This is a genomic window from Pseudonocardia lutea (genome assembly GCF_042658055.1).
Lineage (GTDB): Bacteria > Actinomycetota > Actinomycetes > Mycobacteriales > Pseudonocardiaceae > Pseudonocardia > Pseudonocardia lutea.
This window is the reverse complement of record NZ_JBHSQK010000073.1, coordinates 13,125-35,777: the sequence shown is the minus strand read 5'-3', so window position 1 is coordinate 35,777 and position 22,653 is coordinate 13,125. Positions and strand designations below refer to the sequence as shown.

At 73.1% G+C, this 22,653-nt stretch carries 22 protein-coding genes; 17 read left to right on the top strand and 5 right to left on the bottom strand.

The features are described from left to right. Positions 1-41: 41 nt before the first annotated feature. Positions 42-758: a 50S ribosomal protein L1 gene (rplA, locus tag ACFQH9_RS24850; protein WP_379569515.1), complete on the top strand. Its 717-nt coding sequence runs from the start codon at positions 42-44 to the stop codon at positions 756-758. 78 nt (positions 759-836) lie between these two features. Here rplA and ACFQH9_RS24845 read toward each other — a convergent pair whose 3' ends face one another. Together ACFQH9_RS24845 and yczR are read right to left on the bottom strand one after the other, a co-directional pair. Then, the gene (locus ACFQH9_RS24845; protein ID WP_379569513.1) at positions 837-1,931 is read right to left on the bottom strand and encodes a CaiB/BaiF CoA transferase family protein; all 1,095 of its coding nucleotides are present in this window, start codon (positions 1,929-1,931) and stop codon (positions 837-839) included. An 89-nt stretch (positions 1,932-2,020) separates the two neighbouring features. After that, a complete protein-coding gene (gene yczR / locus ACFQH9_RS24840) occupies positions 2,021-3,499 on the bottom strand; it encodes a MocR-like transcription factor YczR (protein WP_379569511.1) in 1,479 nt (492 codons plus the stop codon). A 60-nt stretch (positions 3,500-3,559) separates the two neighbouring features. Between yczR and ACFQH9_RS24835 the strand changes: the two genes are divergently transcribed. Further along, on the top strand, positions 3,560-3,784 hold the full coding sequence (locus ACFQH9_RS24835; protein ID WP_379569509.1) for a hypothetical protein: 225 nt from the start codon (positions 3,560-3,562) through the stop codon (positions 3,782-3,784). Here the strand turns inward: ACFQH9_RS24835 and ACFQH9_RS24830 are convergent. The 3 genes from ACFQH9_RS24830 to ACFQH9_RS24820 all read right to left on the bottom strand — a co-directional run bounded on the left by ACFQH9_RS24830 (position 3,753) and on the right by ACFQH9_RS24820 (position 5,343). After that, positions 3,753-4,064 (bottom strand): hypothetical protein, encoded by a 312-nt coding sequence (locus ACFQH9_RS24830; protein WP_379569507.1) that lies wholly within the window; start codon positions 4,062-4,064, stop codon positions 3,753-3,755. The genes ACFQH9_RS24835 and ACFQH9_RS24830 overlap by 32 nt on opposite strands. Positions 4,065-4,173: 109 nt before the next feature. Then, a complete protein-coding gene (locus tag ACFQH9_RS24825; protein WP_379569505.1) occupies positions 4,174-4,584 on the bottom strand; it encodes a sterol carrier protein in 411 nt (136 codons plus the stop codon). A 99-nt stretch (positions 4,585-4,683) separates the two neighbouring features. Beyond that, positions 4,684-5,343 (bottom strand): response regulator, encoded by a 660-nt coding sequence (locus tag ACFQH9_RS24820; protein ID WP_379569503.1) that lies wholly within the window; start codon positions 5,341-5,343, stop codon positions 4,684-4,686. Positions 5,344-5,411: 68 nt separating this feature from the next. Here ACFQH9_RS24820 and ACFQH9_RS24815 point away from each other — a divergent pair, with 68 nt between their 5' ends. The 15 genes from ACFQH9_RS24815 (at position 5,412) to ACFQH9_RS24745 (ending at position 22,379) form a co-directional block, all read left to right on the top strand. Next, the gene (locus ACFQH9_RS24815; RefSeq protein ID WP_379569501.1) at positions 5,412-6,758 is read left to right on the top strand and encodes a sensor histidine kinase; all 1,347 of its coding nucleotides are present in this window, start codon (positions 5,412-5,414) and stop codon (positions 6,756-6,758) included. Positions 6,759-6,931: 173 nt separating this feature from the next. Then, positions 6,932-8,038, top strand: a complete 1,107-nt coding sequence (locus ACFQH9_RS24810) for an NDMA-dependent alcohol dehydrogenase (RefSeq protein ID WP_379569499.1) — start codon at positions 6,932-6,934, stop codon at positions 8,036-8,038. A gap of 42 nt (positions 8,039-8,080) precedes the next feature. Continuing rightward, the gene (locus tag ACFQH9_RS24805) at positions 8,081-9,037 is read left to right on the top strand and encodes a R2-like ligand-binding oxidase (RefSeq protein WP_379569497.1); all 957 of its coding nucleotides are present in this window, start codon (positions 8,081-8,083) and stop codon (positions 9,035-9,037) included. Beyond that, a complete protein-coding gene (locus tag ACFQH9_RS24800; protein ID WP_379569495.1) occupies positions 9,034-9,981 on the top strand; it encodes an oxygenase MpaB family protein in 948 nt (315 codons plus the stop codon). Before ACFQH9_RS24805 ends, ACFQH9_RS24800 begins: the two co-directional genes overlap by 4 nt. A 257-nt stretch (positions 9,982-10,238) precedes the next feature. Beyond that, the gene (locus tag ACFQH9_RS24795) at positions 10,239-11,516 is read left to right on the top strand and encodes an ABC transporter ATP-binding protein (protein WP_379569493.1); all 1,278 of its coding nucleotides are present in this window, start codon (positions 10,239-10,241) and stop codon (positions 11,514-11,516) included. Between the two features lie 110 nt (positions 11,517-11,626). After that, positions 11,627-12,418 carry an MlaE family ABC transporter permease gene (locus ACFQH9_RS24790; protein ID WP_379569491.1) on the top strand — a complete coding sequence of 264 codons (792 nt, stop codon included), beginning with the start codon at positions 11,627-11,629 and terminating at the stop codon, positions 12,416-12,418. A 1-nt stretch (position 12,419) separates the two neighbouring features. Beyond that, positions 12,420-13,247 carry an MlaE family ABC transporter permease gene (locus ACFQH9_RS24785; protein ID WP_379569489.1) on the top strand — a complete coding sequence of 276 codons (828 nt, stop codon included), beginning with the start codon at positions 12,420-12,422 and terminating at the stop codon, positions 13,245-13,247. Beyond that, positions 13,244-14,638 carry an MCE family protein gene (locus tag ACFQH9_RS24780; protein ID WP_379569487.1) on the top strand — a complete coding sequence of 465 codons (1,395 nt, stop codon included), beginning with the start codon at positions 13,244-13,246 and terminating at the stop codon, positions 14,636-14,638. Before ACFQH9_RS24785 ends, ACFQH9_RS24780 begins: the two co-directional genes overlap by 4 nt. After that, positions 14,635-15,816, top strand: a complete 1,182-nt coding sequence (locus tag ACFQH9_RS24775; protein WP_379569485.1) for an MCE family protein — start codon at positions 14,635-14,637, stop codon at positions 15,814-15,816. Before ACFQH9_RS24780 ends, ACFQH9_RS24775 begins: the two co-directional genes overlap by 4 nt. Then, a complete protein-coding gene (locus ACFQH9_RS24770; protein WP_379569483.1) occupies positions 15,816-16,787 on the top strand; it encodes an MCE family protein in 972 nt (323 codons plus the stop codon). The genes ACFQH9_RS24775 and ACFQH9_RS24770 overlap by 1 nt, the downstream gene beginning before the upstream one ends. Continuing rightward, complete coding sequence (locus tag ACFQH9_RS24765; RefSeq protein WP_379569481.1) at positions 16,787-18,130, top strand: MCE family protein; 1,344 nt, start codon at positions 16,787-16,789, stop codon at positions 18,128-18,130. The genes ACFQH9_RS24770 and ACFQH9_RS24765 overlap by 1 nt, the downstream gene beginning before the upstream one ends. Continuing rightward, a complete protein-coding gene (locus ACFQH9_RS24760) occupies positions 18,127-19,446 on the top strand; it encodes an MCE family protein (RefSeq protein WP_379569479.1) in 1,320 nt (439 codons plus the stop codon). Before ACFQH9_RS24765 ends, ACFQH9_RS24760 begins: the two co-directional genes overlap by 4 nt. After that, the gene (locus ACFQH9_RS24755; protein WP_379569477.1) at positions 19,443-20,684 is read left to right on the top strand and encodes an MCE family protein; all 1,242 of its coding nucleotides are present in this window, start codon (positions 19,443-19,445) and stop codon (positions 20,682-20,684) included. Before ACFQH9_RS24760 ends, ACFQH9_RS24755 begins: the two co-directional genes overlap by 4 nt. A 66-nt stretch (positions 20,685-20,750) precedes the next feature. Further along, positions 20,751-21,356, top strand: a complete 606-nt coding sequence (locus ACFQH9_RS24750; RefSeq protein ID WP_379569475.1) for a hypothetical protein — start codon at positions 20,751-20,753, stop codon at positions 21,354-21,356. 579 nt (positions 21,357-21,935) lie between these two features. Then, positions 21,936-22,379 (top strand): hypothetical protein, encoded by a 444-nt coding sequence (locus ACFQH9_RS24745; protein WP_379569473.1) that lies wholly within the window; start codon positions 21,936-21,938, stop codon positions 22,377-22,379. Positions 22,380-22,653: the final 274 nt, after the last annotated feature.

The following is a 22,653-nucleotide window of genomic DNA, read 5'->3' as shown; positions in this document are numbered from 1 at the left end:
CGGGCGCGGCTCGGACCACGACCTGACCCAAGAGGACAGCAATGGCAAAGCGCAGCAAGATCTACGAGCAGGCGGCGGCCAAGATCGACCGCGACCGCCTGTACTCGCCGCTCGAGGCCGCCACCCTGGCCAAGGAGACCTCGAGCAGCAAGATGGACGCGACCGTCGAGGTCGCCATGCGGCTGGGCGTCGACCCCCGCAAGGCCGACCAGATGGTCCGCGGGACCGTGAACCTGCCCCACGGGACCGGCAAGACCGCCCGCGTCATCGTGTTCGCCGTCGGCGACAAGGCCGCCGAGGCCGAGGCCGCCGGTGCGGACGTCGTCGGCGCCGAGGACCTGATCGAGCGCATCCAGGGCGGCTGGCTGGACTTCGACGCCGCGATCGCGACCCCCGACCAGATGGCGAAGGTCGGCCGCATCGCCCGCATCCTCGGCCCGCGTGGCCTGATGCCGAACCCGAAGACCGGCACCGTCACCCCGGACGTCACCAAGGCCGTCAGCGACATCAAGGGCGGTAAGATCAACTTCCGGGTGGACAAGCAGGCCAACCTGCACCTCGTCATCGGCAAGGCCTCGTTCGACACCGAGAAGCTGGTGGAGAACTACGGCGCCGCCCTCGACGAGATCCTGCGGGCCAAGCCGTCCGCCGCGAAGGGCCGCTACATCAAGAAGATCACCGTCTCCACGACCACGGGCCCGGGCATCCCGGTCGACCCGAACCGCACCCGCAACCTGCTGGTGGACGAGGCCGTCTGAGCACCTGATCGGCGCGCCGGTCGTCCGGCGCACGAAGGCCCCCTCCGGATCGGAGGGGGCCTTCGTCGTTCCCGGTGCTCAGGACCAGTCGGCCAGGATCTGCTCGACGGCCTCGGGCTCCGCCGGGCGGCCCGGCACCTCGGTGGTGGTGCGGGAGAAGCGCGGGGCGGGGGCGGCCTGCGGGGTGTCGTCGGGGCTGACGATCGTGTTCCGGGCGGCCATGTGCGGGTGCTGCGCGACCTCGCCGAAGGCCAGGACCGGGGTGGTGCAGGCGTCCGTGCCGTCGAAGATCGCGGCCCACTCGTCGCGGGTCTTCGTCCTGAAGACCTCGGTGAACCGCTCCTTGATGGCCGGCCAGGAGGGGATGTCCATCTGCGGGGGCAGCTCGGCGGGGTCGATCTCCAGGCCTTTCAGCAGCTCGGCGTAGAACTGCGGCTCGATCGCCCCGACGGCCATGAACTTGCCGTCCGCGCAGGTGTAGGTGTCGTAGAAGGGCGCGTAGCCGTCGAGCATGTTGCTGCCCGGCTGGTCCTGCCAGAACTTCTGCCCGAGCATCCCCCACACCATCTGCACGAGGAGGCTGGCACCGTCGACCATCGCGGTGTCGACGACCTGGCCCTCGCCGGAGCCGCGGGCCTCGTACAGCGCGGCGAGCACGCCGATGACCAGCAGCATCGAGCCGCCGCCGAAGTCGCCGACCAGGTTCAGCGGCGGGACCGGGCGCTCGCCGTCGCCGCGGCCGATGGCGTGCAGCGCGCCGGTGAGGGAGATGTAGTTGATGTCGTGGCCGGCGCGGTCGGCCATCGGGCCCTCCTGGCCCCAGCCGGTCATCCGGCCGTAGACCAGCCGGGGGTTGCGCGCGTGGCAGTCCGCCGGGCCGACGCCCAGCCGCTCGGTGACGCCCGGGCGGTAGCCCTCGAGCAGCACGTCGGCCTTCTCGACGAGCTTGAGCACCGTCTCGCGGCCCTCGGGGGTCTTCAGGTCCGCGGCCACCCGGCGCCGCCCGCGCAGGGTGGGGTCGACCTCGCCGCCGATCCTCAGTCCGCCCGGCCGGTCGATCCGGACCACCTCGGCGCCCAGGTCGCCGAGGATCATCGCCGCGTGCGGCCCCGGTCCGATCCCCGCGAGCTCGACGACGCGTACGCCCGCGAGGGGTCCGCTGCGAGTGCCCACTTCCATCCTCCTCATCGATCGATCGTTCAGGACTCTACGGGTCCGGCGGCCGCGGGTCAGCGGTCCGGACCACAGATCCGCACTCCGCCTCAGGCCACCGCGATCTGGTCCGCCGCCGCGCGGTCCGGCTGGTGCCGCAGACCCTGCCACGCGGCCGTGAGCCGATCGAGCGCGGCCGCGGCCTGCTCGGGGCGCAGGGTGTAGGGCAGCCGGACGTACCGCTCGAAGGCGCCGTCGACGCCGAAGCGCGGCCCGGCGGCGAGCAGGACGTCGTGCCGGCGGGCCGCGCCGGCGAGCAGGCTCGACACCGGCTCGCCCAGGTCCACCCACAGGCTCAGCCCGCCCGCAGGGTCGTTGGGCCGCCACTGCGGGAAGTCCGCGGCGAGCCGGCGCTGCAGGTCGGCGCGCGCGGCCCGCAGCGTGTCCTGCCGCTCGGCCACGACCGCGTCCACCTCGCCGAGCAGCCGGGCCGTGACGATCTGGTCGAGCACCGCCCCGCCGAGGTCGATCGACGGGCGGAGCGCGGCCAGCCGCCGCACCAGGGACGCCGAGCTGCGGATCCAGCCGATGCGCAGCCCGCCCCAGAACACCTTGCTCGCCGACCCGATCGTGATCAGCAGCGCCGAGTCCGGCGCGTGCCGGGCGACCGGCTCCGGGGCCGGGACGTCGAGCGGCAGCTCGGCCAGGGTCTCGTCGACGACGAGCGGGGTGCGCGTGCGCCGCGCGAGCTCGACCACGCCCTGGCGGATCTCCGGCGGCATCACCGCGCCCGTGGGGTTGTGGAAGTCCGGGACCAGGTAGCACAGGGCGGGGTGGGTGTCCCGGACCGTCGCGGTGAGCAGGTCGACGTCCCACGCCGGTTCCTGGCCCTCGGGGGCCAGCGGCACGGGGACCGGGCGGGACCCGCGGCTGCGGATGGCGTCGAGCGCGTTCGGGTAGGTCGGGTGCTCCACGAGCACCCGGTCGCCCGGCCCGGCGAGCAGCGTCAGCACCAGCGCGATCGCGTGCTGCGCACCGGAGGTGACCAGGATCTGCTCGGGCGTGGTGGGCACACCGCGCTCGGTGAAGCGCCGCGCCACGGCCTCCCGCATCACGGCGATGCCGGGGAGGGTGTAGCCGTGGCCGCAGAGGTGCCCGTCGAGCTCGGTCACGGCCGCCGCGGCGGCGCGCCGGATCGCGTCCGTGGGGGCGGGGAGCGCCGCGTGCGCGAGGTCGGTCAGCCCGCCCCCGGTCAGCGGCGAGAACGGCGTCTCGGCGGCGGCCGCGCCGGTGGGTCCGGGGACCCGGGTCCAGCTGCCGGAGCCTCGCCGGCTCTCGAGGAAGGCGTCGGCGCGCAGGGCCTCGTAGGCGGCGGCCACCGTCGTCCGGCTGACGTCCAGGGCGGCGGCGAGCTCGCGCTCGGCCGGAATCCGGGTGCCGAGCGGGAGCCGGCCGTCCAGGATGAGCAGCCGGACGCGCTCGGTGAGGGCGGCGGCGAGGCCGCGCTGGTCGTCCGGCCGCCAGGTGCCCAGCAGGCGGGCGAAGCTCGAGCCGCCGATCCGGCGGGTGCCGGGGTTCAAGGGGTCCACCAAGTCCACCTCCGCGAAATTGGCCCTAGAGAATCAGGCCAATAGTGCCAGAGTGGAGCCATGACAGCGACGATCCTGCTCTCGGTCCTGACCCTCATCGCGATCCTGGCGCCGCGCTACGGCGCCGACAGCCGCTCGCTGCGCGAGCGGCCGCACTACACGGCGACGCCCTGGGGCGACGTGAAGAAGGTCCTGCGCCGGCTCGAGGAGGCGGCGGCCCGGCCACAACGGGCCGGACCCGCGGTCCGGCGGCTCAGGTCCGGTACTCCCAGTGGTTCTGCATGAGCACCTGGTCCGTGCGGTCGGCGTCGTCCCGGATCTCGGCACGGTAGTAGTACCGGCCCGGCTGCCAGCCGTCCTTCTCGGCGACGACCTGCAGGTACTCGGTGGCCCAGCGGTGCCACTCGTCGGCGTCCCTGGGCGCGGGGTCCGGGGCGTCGCACACCACGGTCGTGAAGTCGTGCAGCCGGCCGCGCAGCGAGGTCCACATCCGGACGTCGAGGTAGAGGGTCTCGGGCAGCCCGCCCGCGGTCCGCTCGCCGGACCCGGTCCGCTCTCCGCTCACGTCACGCCTCCCCGGGCGGCCCGTGGTGGGCCCGCAGGGAGTATCGATCACCGCCGAGGTCCGGGCGCCGCGCGGCGCCCGGACCTCACCGGATCGTGCGACGCCGGGCTCACGCGGCCAGCAGGTCCGCGCGGCCCTTCTCCTCGAGCATGCTCTTGTACGGCCCGAACAGGCCCTTCGCCAGCGGCAGCACCTTCAGCAGCTTGGCAACCGGGCCCTTCGCCCGGACCTGGCCCTTGGCCAGCGCCACCGGCAGCACGACCTTGCCGAGCCAGAACCGGTTGCCGGTGTCGGCGCTCATGAACAGCTCGACGTTCGGCTCCGGGCCGTTGCCCGCGCCCTCGTGGATCTCCGAGTTCGGCATGTCCACGGTCAGCACGGCCTCGGGGCCGGAGTAGGTGATGCGCAGGACCACACCGGAGGGCTTCAGCTTCTCCACCAGGGCCGCGTCCTCCATGCCCAACCGGAAGACCCCGCCCAGGTACTCGTACACCTCGGCCTCGTTCTGGAACGCCGCCACGTCGCAGCCCCTTTCGCTCGCTCGCCGGGGAGTCTGGCCCGCCCGGGGCGCGGCGGCGACTCCCCGGCCGGGCCATGCCTGGCCCGCACGGACCGGTCCTCAGGGGCGCCGGTCGTCGAGCAGGCCCGCCCGGCCGGCCAGCGCGGCCGCCTCGATCCGGTTGGCCGCGCCGAGCTTGTGCAGCAGCGAGGCGATCATCCGCTTCGCGGTGCGCTCGCTGACCAGCATCGGCCGGGCGATCTCGCTGGTCTCCAGGCCGCGGGCGAGCAGCCGCCACAGCTCGACGTCCCGCTCGGACAGGGTGTCGAGCACGCCGTCCGCGGTGCGGTCCGCGGAGGCCAGCAGCGCGTCGAGCAGCTCCCCGCGGACGACCTTGACCCCGGCGAGCAGCGACAGCAGCGGGGCGACGAGCACCGCCGGGTCCGCGGACTTGGCGAGGTACCCGTCGGCCCCGGCGCGCAGCGCGGCCGCGGCCAGGTCCAGGTCCTCGGTGCCGGAGAGCGCGAGCACCTTCGTCGCCGGGTAGGCGGCCTTGATCCGGCGGATCGTCTCGACCCCGCCGAGCGGCGGCAGCGCGAGGTCCACCACCGCGATGTCCGCCCGGTTCCTCCCGACGAGCGCCACGGCCTCCTCGCCGGCCGTGGCCGAGCCGGCGACCCGGAAGGTGTCGCCCGCGCGGGACTCCAGCAGGAGGGCGAGACCCTGGGCGAACAGCGCGTGGTCGTCCACGATGACGACGGTGTGGGGCCCCTCCTGCACGGACCGGAGCCTAATCGGATCTAGTCTCCGGACTCGCACGACCTGCACCGACGGCGACGGGAGGCCCGGTGAGGAGCCCGACGGACAGCAGGGTGGACCCGCTCGCGGAGGCCATGACGGACCCGGGCGCGCTCCGCTGGGACCCCTGGACGCGACGCTCGGACTCAGCCGAGGAGCGGGCCGCGGTGGTGATCCGGGCGATCGTCGTGGTCGCCGTGGGGCTGGCGCTCGCCGTGGGGCCCGAGCTCGCCCGGGGCCGCCCGCTCGTGGTGTGGGGCATCGTGATCGGCACGGCGCTCTACGCCACCGCGCTGGTGGTCGCCGAGTGGGCCGAGTGGCAGCTGCCCGTGCGGCCCGCCGTGATCACGGTGATCGACGGTGTGCTGGTCCTGGTCGCCTGCGGGCTCACCGGGGGAGCGGACAGCATCTTCGTGGCGGTGCTGCCGCTGATCGCGATCGCGATGTCGCTGCGCAGCGGGCCCGTGCTGGGCCGGCTCGGCGCGCTGGGCGTCGGCATCGGGTTCACGGTCGCGTGCCTGCTCGGCTCGGACCCCGGGGTGCCCCTGGCGGAGCGGCTGCTGACGGGCGCGTGGTGGAGCGGGTTCCTCGTCGCCGGCGCGGTGCTGGTCGGGGTGCTGGTGCGGATGCTGGAGCGCCAGCTGCAGGAGGCCGCCGACTCGCGGGCGCGGGCGGCGGCGGAGCACGAGAAGCTGCTGTCGGAGCGGGAGCTGCGGGCCCGGCTGGTCGCCGCCCAGCAGGCCCGGCTGGACGGGGTCCGCGTGGTGCTGCACGAGTTCCGCACCCCGGTCGCCTCGCTGACCGCGCTCACCGCCGACCTGGCGAAGGGCGCGCTGTCCCCGGAGGCCTCGCGCACCGCGACCCGGCTGCTCGCCGAGCACGCCGTGCACCTGCGGGACATGCTGGAGGGCCTCGCCGACCTGGCCGTCCGGGACGGCAGCCCGCTGGGCCGGGTCACCGACCGGCGGGTCGTGCTGGCCGAGCTCGCCGAGGCGGTGCTCGACGCGGCCGCGGTCACGCCCGCCCGTCGTCGGAGCGCGGTGGCGCCGGCGGGGGCGGCCGTGCGCTGCGACCCGCAGCGGCTGCGCCGGGTGCTCACCAACCTCGTGGAGAACGCGGCCCGGCACAGCGGCGAGGAACCCGTCGAGCTCGACCTCGCGTACGCCGACGGGACGCTGGTCGCGGAGGTGCGCGACCGCGGGCCCGGCCTGCCGCCCGGCCAGGAGGGCCTGGTGACGGCCAAGGGCGTGGCGCTGGGGGAACGGCGCGGCACCGCGGGCCTGGGGCTGTGGATCGTCGAGGCCCTGGTGGGCGCGATGAACGGCGAGCTCACCCTGCTGCCCCGGGAGGGCGGCGGCCTGGTCGCCCGCCTCACCCTCCCCCTCGCCCCCGCCTAGTTCCCGCGAGTCGGCACTTCCACTTCACCGAACCCCACATCCCGGGATACCGGAGATGTGCAACTCAGGCGCCCGGGACCGCCGACTCGCGGGACCGGGCTGGCACGCGGGGGACAGGGCGGGAACTCGCGGCCCGCTGTGGGCCCGCGTGACGCGGGTCATGATCGACGCCCATGAAGACCCGAGCAGCGGTGCTGTGGGAACTGGGCGGCAAGTGGGAGGTCGAGGAGGTCGAGCTCGACCCGCCGGGCCCCGGCGAGGTCCTGGTCGAGCTGGCGGCGTCCGGCCTCTGCCACTCCGACGAGCACCTGGTGACCGGCGACCTCCCCGTCGCCTACCCGATGGTCGGCGGCCACGAGGGGGCCGGGCGCGTGCGCGAGGTCGGTCCCGGCGTGACCGAGGTGGCCGTCGGCGACCCGGTGGTGATGACCTTCCTGCCCAGCTGCGGGCGCTGCAGCTACTGCGTCCGCGGCATGACGAGCCTGTGCGACGACGGCGCGGGCGCCACCCTCGGCCCGCAGCTCGACGGGACCTACCGCTTCCACGCCCGCGGCGAGGAGGTCGGGCAGATGTGCCTGCTCGGGACGTTCAGCCAGCACACCGTGGTGCCGGTGAAGTCCGTCGTGAAGATCGACGAGGGTTTCCCGCTCGAGCTCGCCGCGCTGGTCGGGTGCGGCGTCACCACCGGCTTCGGCTCGGCCGTGCGGACCGCGGACCTGCGCGCCGGCGACTCGTGCGTCGTCATCGGGATCGGCGGGATCGGCGCCAACGCCGTGCAGGGCGCGGTCAACGCCGGCTGCCGGTACGTCGTGGCCGTGGACCCCGTGGAGTTCAAGCGGGAGAAGGCGATCGAGCTCGGCGCCACGCACACCGCCGCGAGCATCGACGAGGCCTGGCCGCTGGTCTCCGAGCTCACCCGCGGCCAGCTCGCCGACGCCGCGATCCTGACCACCGGCATCGCCGAGGGCGACGACCTGCAGCCCGCGCTGCAGCTGGTCGGCAAGCGCGGCCGGGTCGTCGTCACCGCGCTGGGCAAGGCGGAGCAGGAGACCGCGAGCCTGTCCCTGCTGGAGCTCACCCTCTACGAGAAGCAGATCCGCGGCGCCCTGTTCGGCAGCTCCAACGGCCAGCACGACGTGCCGCGCCTGCTCGAGCTGCACAACCTCGGCCGGCTCAAGCTGCGCGAGCTCGTCACCAAGGAGTACACCCTCGACCAGGTCAACGAGGGGTACGAGGACATGCGGTCCGGCCGCAACATCCGCGGTCTCATCCGCTTCTGACTCCCCACCTCCCACCACCGGCCGCGAGGCAAAGGAGCCGACATGCGCACGATCGAGCACGGCAAGCGGGACGGGTTCGCCTCCCTCGACGCGGGCGGGCTGAAGCAGGAGTCCTTCCCGCTCCGCCTGTTCACCAAGGGGGCCGCGCGGCACTGGAACCCGGCGGACATCGACTTCTCGCAGGACGCGAAGGACTTCGCGGCCCTGACCGACGAGGAGCGCTGGTACACCTGCGCGCTCGCCGCGCAGTTCATGGCGGGCGAGGAGTCGGTGACCCAGGACCTGCAGCCCTTCGTGGCGGCGATGGCCGCCGAGGGCCGGTTCGCCGACGAGATGTACCTGACCCAGTTCGTGTACGAGGAGGCCAAGCACACCCAGGCCTTCCGGCTGTGGTTCGACGCCGTCGGGATGAGCGGGGACCTCCACGAGTACATCGAGTTCAACGACGCGTACATGGAGATCTTCACCAAGCAGCTGCCGGACAGCCTGTACGCGCTGGAGCGCGACCCGTCGCCGCGCAACCAGATCCGCGCCTCGGTGACCTACAACCACATCGTCGAGGGCACGCTGGCGCTGACCGGCTACTTCGCCTGGCAGAAGATCTGCACGAGCCGCGGGATCCTCCCCGGCATCCAGAAGGTGATCAAGCACATCGGCGACGACGAGCGCCGTCACATGGCCTGGGGCACCTTCACCTGCCGCCGGCACGTCGCGGCGGACGACGCGCTCTTCGACGTCGTCGACGAGCGCATGCAGGAGCTGATGGTCCCGGCCATGGGCGTGGTCACCGCGACCTTCGACAAGTACGAGGGCGGCGAGCCGCCCTTCGGCGTCGACATCTCGGAGATGGCCGAGTACGCGATGGACAAGCTGGGCCGCCGGCTCGGGGCGATCGAGTCCGCCCGCGGCGCCGACCTGCGGGCGATCGACGTCGACGCCTCCCCCGAGGCGCTCGAGGAGAAGTTCCACGCCGAGGACCAGCTGGAGCTGGCCGGATGACCCGCGCGGGACGCTACGACCGGCTCCGCGAGATCGAGCTGCTCGACCCGGAGACGGACTGGCTCGAGATCTACCGGCTCATGTCGCTGTACGAGTTCCCCTGGGACATCAACCAGGCGCTCTCGTTCGCGCTGTTCCGCACGTACGCGGTGCCCACGATCGGGAAGCTCCTGGCGGAGACCGGCGAGTTCACCGAGCGCGTCCAGAAGCGCTACGACGACACGGGACTGATCCTCGAGGCCGTCCTCGAGCACGGTTTCACGGGCACCGGCAAGGACGCCGTGCGGCGGATGAACCAGATGCACCGCAGCTATCCCATCAGCAACGACGACATGCGGTACACGCTGTGCACGTTCGTCGTCTCGCCGATCCGGTGGATGGACGCGTACGGGTGGCGGCCGTTCTCGGAGACGGAGAAGGTCGCGAGCGCGAACTACTACCGCGAGCTCGGCCGGCACATGGGCATCAAGGACATCCCGGCGACCTGGCGGGAGTTCTGCGAGGTCCACGACGCGTACGAGCGCGAGCGCTTCGGCTACGACCCGGGCGGCCGCGCCGTGGCCGACTCGACGCTCGCACTGCTGTGCACCTTCCCGCCGAACGACAAGGCCCCGGCGGCGCTGATCGACGCCTTCTCCCGCTCGCTCATGGACGCCCACCTGCGGGAGGCCTTCCGGTACGAGGCCCCGCCGCGCTGGTTCCGGGCGCTGTCGCGGGCCGCGCTGCGGCTGCGCGGCCGGGTCGTGCGCGCGATGCCCGTGCGCACGCGGCCGAAGTTCGTCCGGGACCTGCCCAGCATCCGCAGCTACCCGGACGGCTTCGACGTGCGGCAGCTCGGGACCTTCCCGCAGGGCTGCCCGGTGCCCCACGGACGCCCGGTGACGGACCAGGACACGTACTCCGATCGAGTGGTGTCCCCGCAAGTCACTCCATCCGGAGCCTGAGAGCCGGGTTGTACCGGCATGGGCCTGGTCGGAGTAACACAGTGCGACGGCCGACGCTCCGCGGACGGTGATCGACGACAGCGTGTCGATCTCGGTTCACGGGGCGTGTCCGTCGTTCTCAGGAACGGTCGAAGTGCCTGCGCCGCCGCGGAATACCCGGTAGTAACCAGACTTCGACGCGGTCGTTGGGCGCTGCAGGACGAGTGCGTGCTCCGGCAAGGATCGGTGCCGCAGGCTCGAGTGCGCGAGGAGGCGACGTGCCCGGTGTCGAGGTGAAGGTCGAGGGACTGACGAAGTCCTTCGGGCGCGCGAACATCTGGTCGGACGTCACGCTCACGCTCCCGCCCGGTGAGGTCAGCGTGCTGCTCGGCCCGTCCGGCACGGGCAAGTCGGTGTTCCTCAAGTCGTTGATCGGGCTGCTGAAGCCGGAGAAGGGCTCGATCGTCATCCACGAGACAGACCTGGTGCGGTGCAGCGAGTCCCGGCTCTACGAGATCCGCAAGCTGTTCGGGGTGCTGTTCCAGGACGGCGCGCTGTTCGGCTCGATGAACCTCTACGACAACATCGCCTTCCCGCTGCGCGAGCACACCAAGAAGTCCGAGGCCGAGATCCGCGACATCGTCGCGGAGAAGATGGACATGGTCGGGCTCAAGGGCGACGAGAAGAAGCTGCCCGGGGAGATCTCCGGCGGGATGCGCAAGCGCGCCGGCCTGGCCCGGGCGCTGGTGCTCGACCCGGAGATCATCCTGTTCGACGAGCCGGACTCCGGCCTGGACCCGGTGCGCACGGCGTACCTGAACCAGCTGATCATCGACCTGAACGCGCAGACGGACGCGACGTTCCTGATCGTCACCCACGACATCAACACCGCGCAGACGGTGCCGGACAACATCGGCATGCTCTACCGCAAGCACCTGGCCATGTTCGGCCCGCGCGAGGTGCTGCTGACCAGCGAGGACCCGGTGGTGGCGCAGTTCCTCAACGGGCGCCGGCAGGGCCCGATCGGGATGTCGGAGGAGAAGGACACCGCCCAGGCGGCCCGGGAGATGGCCGAGGTCGACGAGCTCTCGGGGCTGCCCCCGATCAAGCCCCAGCTCGAGGCGACCGCCGGGCTGCCCGAGCGCAAGGCCGTGGCGCGGCGGCAGAAGCGGGTGGCCGAGATGATGCACACCCTGCCGCCCGCCGCACAGGAGGCCATCCGCCGCTCGCAGGCGGAGGCCGCCGGGCAGGCGGGTCCGCAGCCGACCCGCCAGCAGGCCGTCGGTGCAGCGCCCTATGGTCGTCCCGACACCCCCACCCAGAGCATCCCGCGGGTGCCGGACGCCACCCCGTCCACGCCGCAGGACGCCCCCCTCGGCCAGCCCGTGCCCCCGCAGAACCCGCAGCCGAACCCGCAGCAGAACCCGCAGCAGAACCCGCAGCAGAACCCGCAGCAGAACCTCCCGCAGCAGAACGCACCGCAGAACGTGCAGCCCCCGACCGGCCGCGCCCCCGGCGGCCCGAGCTCCGGCCCCGGCCGGCACCGCTTCCGCTAGCCCCGAACGCCGCCCCGTCGCGGGTGGACCGCCCCACGGACCACCCGCGAACCTGCTCCCCACCGCCCCCGCGCAGCCCCCCGCTGCCGTGGAGACAAGGACCCCACGCCGTGTCCGCTCCCCAGGCCGGCCCCAGCCCCCTGACCCGCGCCCTCACCCCCGTCGGGCGCCTGTTCGGGCTGGGCGTCGACATCGTGAGACAGACCTTCCGCCCGCCGTTCCAGCTGCGCGAGTACGTCGAGCAGACCTGGTTCGTCACCAAGGTCTCCGCGCTGCCCACGGCACTGTTCACGATTCCGTTCGGCGCGACGATCGCGCTGCTGCTCGCCGAGCTCACCCGCCAGTTCGGCGCGCAGAGCCAGACCGGCGCGGGATCGGTGCTCGCGATCGTGCAGCAGGCGGCCCCGATCGTCACCGCCCTGCTGATCTCCGGCGCCGGCGGCAGCGCGGTCTGCGCCGACCTCGGCGCCCGCACCATCCGCGAGGAGATCGCGGCCATGGAGGTGCTCGGCATCTCGCCGATCCAGCGCCTCGTGGTCCCGCGGGTGCTCGCGATGGCCACCACCGCGCTGGTGCTCAACGGCCTGGCCACGGTGGTCGGCGTCGGCGGCGGCTACTTCTTCAACGTCATCATCCAGGGCGGCACGCCCGGCGCGTACATCGCGAGCTTCTCGGCGATCGCGCAGGTCAGCGACATCGTCGTCAGCGAGGTCAAGGCGGCCCTGTTCGGGTTCACGGCCGGGATCGTCGCGGCCTACCGGGGCCTCAACCCGCCCCCTGGGGCGAAGGGCGTCGGCGACGCGGTGAACCAGTCCGTCGTCATCTCCTTCGTCCTGGTGTTCCTGATCAACCTGGTCCTCACCGCGCTCTACCTCGAGCTCGTCCCGCCGAAGGGGATCTGAAGTGGCCCGAGTCAGCTCGCTGGTGCGCCGGCCGGTCGACCAGCTCGAGGAGCTGGGCGAGCAGCTCGGCCTCTACGCCCGCGCCATCGCCTGGGTCCCGCGCACGCTGCGCCGCTACCCGAAGGAGATCTTCCGGCTGCTGGCCGAGGTCAGCTTCGGCTCCGGCGCCCTGATCGTCATCCTCGGCACCGCGGGCGTGATGGCCGCGCTGTCGCTGTTCGTCGGCTCGCTGGTCGGCCTGCAGGGGTTCCGCGCGCTGGACTCCCTCGGCGTCGAGGCCCTGACCGGCTTCATCACCGCGTACTTCACCACCCGCGACATCGCCCCGCTGGTCGCCGCCTCGGCGCTCACCGCGACCCTCGGCGCCGGCTTCACCGCCCAGCTCGGCGCCATGCGGATCTCCGAGGAGGTCGACGCGCTCGAGGTCATGGCGGTGCCGTCCGTGCCGTTCCTGGTCACCACGCGCGTGATCGCCGGGATCCTGGCGGTGATCCCGATGTACACGATCGGCCTGCTGGCGAGCTTCGCCGCGGCCCGCATCAACGTCACGGTGATCAACGGGCTGCCCGGCGGGACGTACGACCACTACTTCGACCTGTTCCTGCCGGTCGGGGACATCTTCGCCTCGTACCTCAAGGTGATCATCTTCGCGACGATGGTCATCCTGATCCACTGCCACTACGGCTACCACGCCAAGGGCGGCCCGGCGGGCGTCGGCGTGGCGGTCGGCCGGGCGGTGCGGCTCTCGATCGTCAGCACGGCGATCCTCGACTTCTTCCTCACCCTCGTGCTCTTCGGCACCTCCACCTCGGTGCGGGTCGCCGGATGAGGACGCACGACACGAAGAAGCTGACCCTCGGCGTCGTCTTCCTCCTGGTGATCGCGCTGCTGATCGGCCTGGCGGTGGCGCAGTACGCCGGGGCGTTCCGCTCCGGGGTCCCGGTGACGCTGAAGGTCGACCGGGTCGGCACGCAGCTGAACGAGCGCGCCGACGTCAAGATCCGCGGCCTGATCGTGGGCACCGTCGACGAGATCGCCACGGACGGCGACGGCGCCACCATCACGATGTCCATGGACCCGGACCTGATCGACCGGATCCCGGACGACGTGACCGCGCGGCTGCTGCCCAAGACGCTCTTCGGCGAGAAGTACGTGTCCCTGGTGCCGCCGGAGCGCTCCGACGGCGTCAGGCTCGCCGCCCACGACACCATCCGCGAGGACCGCAGCGTGGCCGGCATCGAGGTCGAGCGGGTGCTCGACGACCTGCTCCCCCTGCTCCAGGCCGTGAAGCCGCAGGACCTCGCGACCACCCTCGGCGCGCTGTCCCAGGCCCTTGCCGGGCGCGGCGAGCAGCTCGGGCAGACGCTCGAGCAGCTCGACACCCTCACCGCGGGCCTGCAGCCGGCCATCCCGGACCTGCAGGAGGACATCACCCAGCTCGCCGACTTCTCCGAGAACCTGTCCGACGCCGCGCCGGACCTGCTCGACGCGCTCGACGACCTCACGGTCACCAGCCGCACGGTCGTCGACCAGTCGCAGAACCTGCGGGACCTGTACCGGTCGGTGACCGGGGCGTCGGACGACCTGCGGGCCTTCCTCGACGCGAACAAGGACAACCTGATCGGGCTGGCCGCGTCCAGCCGGCCCACGCTGGAGACGCTGGCGCGCTACGCGCCGGAGTTCCCCTGCTTCTTCCAGCAGGCCAGCCGGCTCATCCCGTACCTGGACCAGGTGTTCGGCAAGGGCACGAACGAGCCGGGCGTGCACATCACGCTGGAGATCGTCGCGAGCAACGGCAAGTACGTCCCCAACCAGGACGAGCCGGCGTACTCCGACGACCGAGGCCCGCGCTGCTACCCGATCATCCGGCCCGGCCCGCAGTACCCGCCGGACGGTCCGTTCCGGGACGGCTCGGTCCCCCCGCCGCCGCCGGTGGGCCAGCCGATCGGCCCGCCCGGGAAGTTCGGGGTCGAGGACTACGGCACGTTCGACGGCACCTACTCGTGGGACCTGGTCCCCGGCTTCGAGTGGAGCCCGAACACGCACGCCGGCGCCAGGCCGGCGTCGTACGACATGGGCATCACCAACTCGAGGGGTGAGCAGCAGCAGGTCGCCGAGCTGGTCGCGGCGCGCACCGGCAGCGCGCCGGCCGACGTGCCCGGCTGGGGCAGCGTGCTGGTCGGCCCGCTCTACCGGGGGGCGGAGGTGCGGATCGCATGAGCCGCATCCCGGTCGGACCGCTCACCAAGTTCCTGGCCTTCGCGCTGGTCACCGCACTCGCCACCACGGTGCTCGCGCTGACCATCGCGAACAGCCAGGGCGGCGACAAGACGACGTACTCGGCCCGCTTCACGGACGTCAACGGCCTGCTGAAGGGCGACGACGTGCGGATCGCGGGGGTGGTCGTCGGGTCCGTCGACAAGATCGAGATCGTGGACCGGCGGCAGGCCCAGGTCGAGTTCAGCGTGGACTCCGCGCTGACCGTGCCGGCCTCGGCCACCGCGTCGATCCTCTACAAGAACCTGATCGGGCAGCGCTTCCTGTCGCTCGGGCAGGGAGCCGGGGGCGGCGGCCGGCTGGAGCCGGGCGGCACCCTGCCGGTGCAGCAGACCCGCCCGCCGCTGGACCTCACCACGCTGTTCAACGGGTTCAAGCCGCTGTTCCAGGGCCTCGACCCGGAGCAGGTCAACAAGCTGTCGCAGGAGATCGTCTCGACCCTGCAGGGCGAGGGCGGCACCGTGGAGAGCCTGCTCGCCAGCACCGCCTCGCTGACGAGCACCATCGCCGACCGCGACCAGGTCGTCGGGCAGGTCGTCGACAACCTCAACGGCGTGCTGCAGACCGTGAACAGCCACGACGAGAACCTGAACCAGCTGATCACCTCGCTGCAGCAGCTCGTCTCCGGGCTGGCCCGGGACCGCGAGCCGATCGGCGACGCGATCTCCTCGATCGCCGACCTCACCCAGGTCACCGGCGGCTTCGTCGCGGAAGCCCGCCCGCCGCTGCAGGCGGACATCCGGGCGCTCGGCGACCTCGCCGGCCAGCTCGACCAGGCGCGGCCCACGCTCGAGCACCTGCTGGAGTTCAGCCCGTACAAGCTGAACAAGATCAGCCGCGCCGCCAGCTACGGCAGCTGGTTCCAGTTCTACCTGTGCGGGCTGTCCGGCTCGGTCGGGCTCGGCGACCTCGTCCCGCGGACTGAGATCCCGGTGTTCCACTCCGACGCACCACGGTGCGGGCCGGACCCAGACGGCGTCGAGGGCCAGCTGGCACCGCTGGTGCCGGGTGTGCCGCCCGCCGTGGAGCAGCTCGTGAACGGCGTGCTGCCGAACGGCCTGCCCGAGAACGCCCCCGCCCTGCCGATCTTCGGCCCGATCCCGACCGGAGGTGACCGCTGATGGCCGCCACCGGCGCGCGCCGCCCGGTCCCGCTCGCGATCACGGGGCTGGTGCTGATCGCCGTGCTCGCCGTGGTCGCCTTCCAGGCCCCGTCGATCTTCGGCGGCTCGACCTACCACGCCGAGTTCGGCGAGGCCGCCGGCCTGCAGGCCGACGACCGGGTCACCGTGGCCGGCGTCGAGGTCGGCCGGGTCACGTCGGTGGAGCTCGCGGGCGACCACGTCGACGTCGCCTTCCGGGTCGACGACGCCTGGGTGGGCGACCGGACCTCGGCGTCCATCGAGATCGCCACCCTGCTCGGCTCGAAGTACCTGGCCCTGGACCCGCAGGGCGACCAGGAGCTCGACCCGGGCACGCCGATCCCGCGGGACCGCACGCTCTCGCCCTTCGACGTCGTCGAGGCGTTCAACGGGCTGACCGGGACGATCGACCAGATCGACACGAACCAGCTGGCGGACAGCCTGCGCACGCTGTCGGACACGTTCTCCGACACCCCGGACGACGTCCGCGGCACCCTCGACGGCCTGTCCCGGCTCTCCACCACGATCTCCAGCCGGGACCAGCAGATCCGCCAGCTCCTCGCCGGGGCGCGGAACCTGTCGTCGATCCTCGCGGACCGCCGCGGCGACTTCGACACGCTGCTCTCGGACGGCAACCTGCTGCTCTCGGAGCTGCAGCAGCGCAAGGACGCCATCGACCGGCTGCTCGACGGCACCCGGCTGCTCTCCCGGCAGCTGTCCGGCCTGGTCGCGGACAACTCCGACCAGCTGCGGCCCACGCTGGAGACCCTCGACCGCGTCACCGAGGTGCTGCAGCGCCACCAGGACGACCTGGCGGACACGCTGAAGAACGAGGCGGTGTTCGTGCGGCTGTTCACCAACGCCGTCGGCAACGGGCGCTGGTTCGACAACTACATCTGCGGGCTGCTCCCGATCCCGACGATCGGCCCGCTGAACCCCGGAGGCTGCTGATGGTCGGCTCCTGGGCGGCGGACCGCCGCGCGCTGCAGATCACGGCCCTGGTCTCGATCGTCGCCGTGCTCGTCGCGACCGGCATCTGGCTGGTCGGCAACGCGGGCGGCCGGACGATCACGGCCTACTTCACCAACGCCTCGGCGCTGTTCGAGGACAACGACGTGCGCGTGCTCGGCGTCCCCGTCGGCCACATCGACTCGATCACGCCGCAGGGCACGCAGGTGAAGGTCGACATGACCCTCACCGACCCGAAGGTGCACCTCGCGCCCGACGCCAAGGCCGCGGTGGTCTCGCCGAGCCTGGTCACCGGCCGCTACGTGCAGCTGTTCCCGACCGTCGCCGAGGGCGCGCCCCAGCTCGAGGCCGGGGCGACCATCCCGCTGGAGCGCACGGCCGTCCCGCTCGGCGTCGACGACCTGGCCAAGGCGGCCACGGACCTCTCGCAGGCCCTCGGCCCGCAGGGCGCCAACTCCACCGGCGCGGTCTCCCGGGCCCTCGACGTCGGCGCGCAGAACCTGGCCGGCAACGGCCCGGCGCTCAACGACACCATCCGCGGCCTCGGCAACCTGTCGAACACCCTCGCCGGCTCGAGCGAGGACCTGTTCGGCACCGTGACCGAGCTGCAGAAGTTCACCGAGACCCTGGCCCGGGACGACGCGAAGGTGCGGGAGTTCAACGGCCGGCTGGCCGACGTCACCGGGTTCCTCGCCGGCGAGCGGGAGGACCTGGGCGGCGCGATCAAGGACCTGTCCGTCGCGCTCGGCGACGTGGCCGGGTTCGTCCGGGACAACCGGGAGACGATCCACTCGAACGTCGACCGGCTCGCCGACGTCACCCAGGTGCTGGTGGACCAGCAGCGGGCGCTGACCGAGATCCTCGACGTCGCGCCGCTGGGCATCTCGAACCTGGCGAACACCTACAACGGCTCCTCGGGCACGCTCGACACCCGGGCGAACATCAACGAGCTCAGCCGGCCGCCGATCTACTTCCTCTGCGACCTGCTGAAGACCGGAGCGCCGGATCCGCTCAAGCCGCTGGCGCCGACGTGCGCCGCACTGCCGGACGTGAAGTCGTTGCCGACCCCGGCGCAGGTCCTCAGTGCACTGACGAGCGGCCAGACCCCGCCCGTGCCGGGCCTGGCCCTCCCGTCGGTGCCGCTCGTGCCGCAGGACCCGGCGGCGCCGCAGGCCGGGCAGCCGGCCCCCGTGGTCCCGGGGCAAGAGACCCCCGCCCCGGCCGCGCCGACCACCACCGCCCCGTCCGCGCCGGCCCCGCAACAGCAGGAGTCAAGCGGCGGTGTCGGCGGGTTCTTCTCGGAGCTCTTCGGAGGTGGGTCGTGAGGCGGACGAGGCTCGCGGCCAGGCTGGCGGTCCTGGTGACCGCCGCGTCGGTCGCGCTGAGCGGCTGCGGGGTGTTCTCCGGCGGGCTGCGCGGGGTCGAGCTCCCCGGTGGCGCCGACCTCGGTGACGACCCGTACGACGTGACGATCGAGTTCCCCGACGTCGTCGACCTGGTACCGCAGTCCCTGGTCAAGGTGGCCGACGTCAGCGTCGGCACGGTCCGGTCCATCAACGTGGACCCGGCGACCTGGAACGCGCGGGTCACCGTGGCGGTCAACCGGGGCGTCACGCTGCCGGCCGACGCCGAGGCGCGGGTGCGCACCACCAGCCTCCTCGGCGAGAAGTTCGTGGAGCTGGCCGCACCCGCCCAGGGCGGCACCGGCACCCTGGCCGACGGGGCCACCATCCCGATCGAGCGCGCCGGCCGCGCGGTCGAGGTCGAGGAGGTCTTCGGCGCCCTGTCCATGCTGCTCAACGGCGGCGGCGTCGCGCAGATCAAGACGATCTCGACGGAGCTGAACAAGGCCCTCGACGGGCGCGAGCCGCAGATCCGCGCGCTGCTGGACAACCTGGACACGCTCGTGAGCGCGCTCGACGACCGCAAGGGCGAGATCACCCGCGCCCTCGACGGGCTCAACCGGCTGTCCGCCACGCTGAACGACCGGCGGCCGCAGATCGCGAACGCGCTCGACAACCTGGGCCCGGGCCTGGCCGAGCTGGAACGCCAGCGCGGCCAGCTGGTCGACATGCTCCAGGCGCTCGACCGGCTCTCCGGCACCGCCACCGACACGATCAACCGCAGCCGCGACGACGTCCTCGCCGACCTGCGGGCGCTGCAGCCGACGCTGGCGAAGCTCGCCGAGTCCGGGCAGGACCTGCCGAACTCGCTGGAGCTGATCGGCAGCTTCCCGTTCACCGACGCCGCGGTCGACGCGTTCGCCGGCGACTACGCCAACCTCTACGTCCGGGCGGACCTGGACGCGACGACCCTGCTGGACAACCTGCTGCGGTCGAAGCAGCCCTTCCCGACCCCGGACACGCCCCTGTTCAACCAGCTCCCGCCGGTCGGGCAGCTGCTGTCGCCGCTGCTCGGCGGCAACCCGGACCAGCCGTCCCTGCCGTTGCTCGGCCCGGCGGAGACCCCGCTCGGCCAGGCCGACCCGGACAACCCGCCGCCGACGAGCGCGCCCACCGCGAGCGCGGTGCCGACGCCGCCGACGGACGGCAGCGGCACCCCCGGCGGCGGCGCCGGCGGCACGGGCGGCGGGTCCGGCGGCGGCGGTCTCCTCGGCGGACTCCTCGGAGGTGGCCGGTGATCACCCGCACCATGAGGTGGCAGCTCCTCGCGCTGCTGCTGGTCACCGTGCTGGGCGTCGGGTACACCGGCTTCCGGTACGCGAACTTCGGTGCGATCTTCGGCGCCACGACCTACCCGGTCACGATGAAGCTCGCCGACTCGGGCGGCATCTTCACCGGCGCCGACGTCACCTACCGGGGCGTCAGCGTCGGCCGGGTCGGCCCGCTGACCCTGACCGCCGACGGCGTCGACGCCAGGCTCGACCTCGAGCGCGGCGGCCCGGAGATCCCCGCGGACGTCACGGCCGCCGTCCGCAACCTGTCGGCGATCGGCGAGCAGTACGTCGACCTGCAGCCGGCGAGCGACTCGGGGCCGGACCTGGCGTCCGGCTCCGTCATCCCGGTGTCGCGGGTGAGCACCCCGGTCCAGGTGGACCAGGTCGTGTCGAGCCTCGACGGGTTCGTGCGGTCGGTGCCGCTGGAGAGCCTGCGCACCGTCGTCGACGAGCTGGGCAAGGGCTTCGCCAACAGCGGCGTCCCGCTGCAGAAGCTGCTCGACACCACCAGCGAGTTCACGAAGGCGGCCACGGACGCGCTGCCGCAGACCACCGCGCTGCTGCGGGACGGCCGGACCGTGCTGACTACGCAGAACGAGGTCGCCGGCCAGTTCGCCGACTTCAGCGCCGGCCTGAAGCTGCTCGCCGAGCAGCTCAAGGAGTCCGACCCGGACCTGCGGCGGCTGATCCACACCGCGCCGGAGGCCGCGGACCAGATCCGCGGGCTGCTGCGGGAGAGCGGCGCCGGGCTGTCGACCACGGTCGCCAACCTGCTGACGGTCTCCCGGATCGCCGAGCCACGGCAGTCCAACCTCCAGCAGCTGCTGGTGACGTACCCGGGCGTGATGGCCAACGGCTACACCGCGGCGCCCAACGACGGCACCGCCCACCTCGGCCTGGTGCTGAACTTCTTCGATCCGTTCCCGTGCGTCGCGGGTTACCAGAGCACCAAGCACCGGGCCGGCGACGAGGTCACGGAGATCCCCGTGAACAAGAAGGCGTACTGTGCCGAGCCACAGGGGAGTCCGACGAGCGTCCGCGGTGCCCAGAACGCTCCCCCGGCACCGCACTCGACGACCCCCCGCGCCAAGCCCGGCACGACCGGCAACCCGTCCGCGGGGCTCCCGCTCCCGGCGGGTTCCGACGACCCGCGACCGCTGACCCCGCTCCCCCTCGGAACACCCGCCGGAATCCTGGCCTGACGGCCGGCTCCCGGAACGCCACACCCCCGATGGCCGACGCCCCCCACGGCCGGATGGAGTCCCGCAATGACTGCGAGCACCACCGAGAGCACGACCGAGACGACAGGAAGCGCGGCACGCGCCGGGGTCCGGCCCGACACCGGACCCTCGGGCGGGCCGAGGCGGTTCGGCGGCCCGCGGGCGCTGCAGGTCGCGGCCGCCGTCGCGGTCGTCGCGGCGATCGTGTTCGGCGTGCTGTGGCTGACGACCCTGCTGAGCGGGGACCGGAAGCTCGCCGAGGAGCGCGACGACGTGCTCGTCGCGGCCCGGCAGTCCGCGATCAGCCTGAACACCCTGGACTGGCACGACGTCGACGGCGGGCTGGACCGGTGGGAGCAGACCTCCACCGGGCCGGTCCTCGACGAGTTCCGCACCAACCGGGCGCAGTACGCGCAGTTCGTGGCCCAGGCCAAGCGGACCACCACCGCGACCGTGTCCGACGCGGCGGTGAGCGAGCTGAACGACGCGGCCGGCATCGCACGGGTGCTGGTGGGCGTCGACGTCACGGTCACCCCGGACGGGCAGCAGCCCATCCCGACCCGCCAGCGCCTGCAGCTCGAGATGACCCGTACGGACGAGGGCTGGAAGGTCAGCAAGCTCGCGCCCGTCCGCGCCCCCGGACAGAGCGGCTGAGCGGCTCCGGCAGCCCGGCAGCCCCGTCCGAACCCGGTCGACCGACGGCCCCAGGAGGTCACCCTGTCTCCCCAGCCCCGCAAGCCCGCCCCCACCACCGCGACCCGGCGCCGCGCCACCACCGGCCTGCGGCGCCCGCGCGTCGCCGGCCGTCCGGACACGGGCCGGCCGGACACCGGCCGCCCGGACGGCCCGGTCGAGGCCGCCGAGGCCGAGGTCCGCCCCGAGGTCACCCGGGCCGACAGCCGGCACGCGCTGGTCGAGCCGGAGACCGCGGAGACGGCGGCAACCGCCGCCCCCGGAGCCGGCACCGGCACCGACCCCGGCGCCGACCCCGGCACCGCCCCCGACACCGACACGGCCGCCGCGACCGGTCCCGACGCCGAGCCGGGGCCCGACCCGGACACCGCGGCCGTCCCGACCACGCGCGACGCGGCGGCGCGGGGTTCCGGCGCGGGGGAGCGGTCCCGGCGGCTCACGGGCCTCCTGCGGATCCCGGCGCCGCCCTCGACGAAGCGGGGCACGACGGTCCTCGCCGCCGTCACGGTCGTCGCGCTGGCGCTGGCGGCCCTGGCCGGGGTGAGCTGGTGGACCATGGCCCACACGCCCGCGGCCCGCAACACCGCCCTGGTCGACGTGGCCGCCACCACCCAGGTCAGCCAGCAGCTCGGCGACGCGGTGAAGGCCGTCTACTCCTACGACTACACCCGGCTCGACCAGAACGAGGCCGCGGCCCGCGAGGTCATCACGCCCGAGTTCGGCCGGCAGTTCGACCAGCTCTTCGGCGAGGTGCGCACACTCGCGCCGCAGCAGCAGGCGGTGGTCACCGCGACGATCTCGCAGTCGGCCGTCGAGTCGATCACGGGCGACCGCGCCGTGCTGGTGGTCTTCCTCGACCAGCAGGCCACCCGGGCCGCCGCGGGCGACCAGGCGGGCCAGCAGGTCGCCGCCGCGGGCCGGCTCACGGTGACCGGGCAGCTCGTCGACGGCACCTGGAAGATCGCGGACGTCGCCGTCGCGTAGCGGCGCATCGGCACTGTCGCGTAGCGGCGCATCGGCACTGTCGCGTAGCGGCGCATGGGCACTGTCGCGTAGCGGCGCATGGGCACCGTCGCGGAGCGGCGGGCACCCCGGCGGCGAGGGCGTCGCCGGGGTGCGTATGCTTGTCGACGGTTCCACCGAAGACCGCAGGTCTGGTCACCGGCCCCGCCGGTGCCCACGAAGGCCCCGCAGCCGCGGGCGGCCCGCGCAGGAGGACGAGGCAAGCAGCCCGGGTGCGCACACGCGCCCGCACTCC

Bases quoted from the DNA above. Each gene is read 5' to 3' on its own strand.
- ACFQH9_RS24810 (WP_379569499.1), top strand. From the start codon at position 6,932: ATGAAGACCCGAGCAGCGGTGCTGTGGGAACTGGGCGGCAAGTGGGAG.
- ACFQH9_RS24780 (WP_379569487.1), top strand. From the start codon at position 13,244: ATGAGGACGCACGACACGAAGAAGCTGACCCTCGGCGTCGTCTTCCTC.
- ACFQH9_RS24835 (WP_379569509.1), top strand. From the start codon at position 3,560: ATGACAGCGACGATCCTGCTCTCGGTCCTGACCCTCATCGCGATCCTG.
- ACFQH9_RS24770 (WP_379569483.1), top strand. From the start codon at position 15,816: ATGGCCGCCACCGGCGCGCGCCGCCCGGTCCCGCTCGCGATCACGGGG.
- ACFQH9_RS24775 (WP_379569485.1), top strand. From the start codon at position 14,635: ATGAGCCGCATCCCGGTCGGACCGCTCACCAAGTTCCTGGCCTTCGCG.
- ACFQH9_RS24805 (WP_379569497.1), top strand. From the start codon at position 8,081: ATGCGCACGATCGAGCACGGCAAGCGGGACGGGTTCGCCTCCCTCGAC.
- ACFQH9_RS24750 (WP_379569475.1), top strand. From the start codon at position 20,751: ATGACTGCGAGCACCACCGAGAGCACGACCGAGACGACAGGAAGCGCG.
- ACFQH9_RS24765 (WP_379569481.1), top strand. From the start codon at position 16,787: ATGGTCGGCTCCTGGGCGGCGGACCGCCGCGCGCTGCAGATCACGGCC.
- rplA (WP_379569515.1), top strand. From the start codon at position 42: ATGGCAAAGCGCAGCAAGATCTACGAGCAGGCGGCGGCCAAGATCGAC.
- ACFQH9_RS24800 (WP_379569495.1), top strand. From the start codon at position 9,034: ATGACCCGCGCGGGACGCTACGACCGGCTCCGCGAGATCGAGCTGCTC.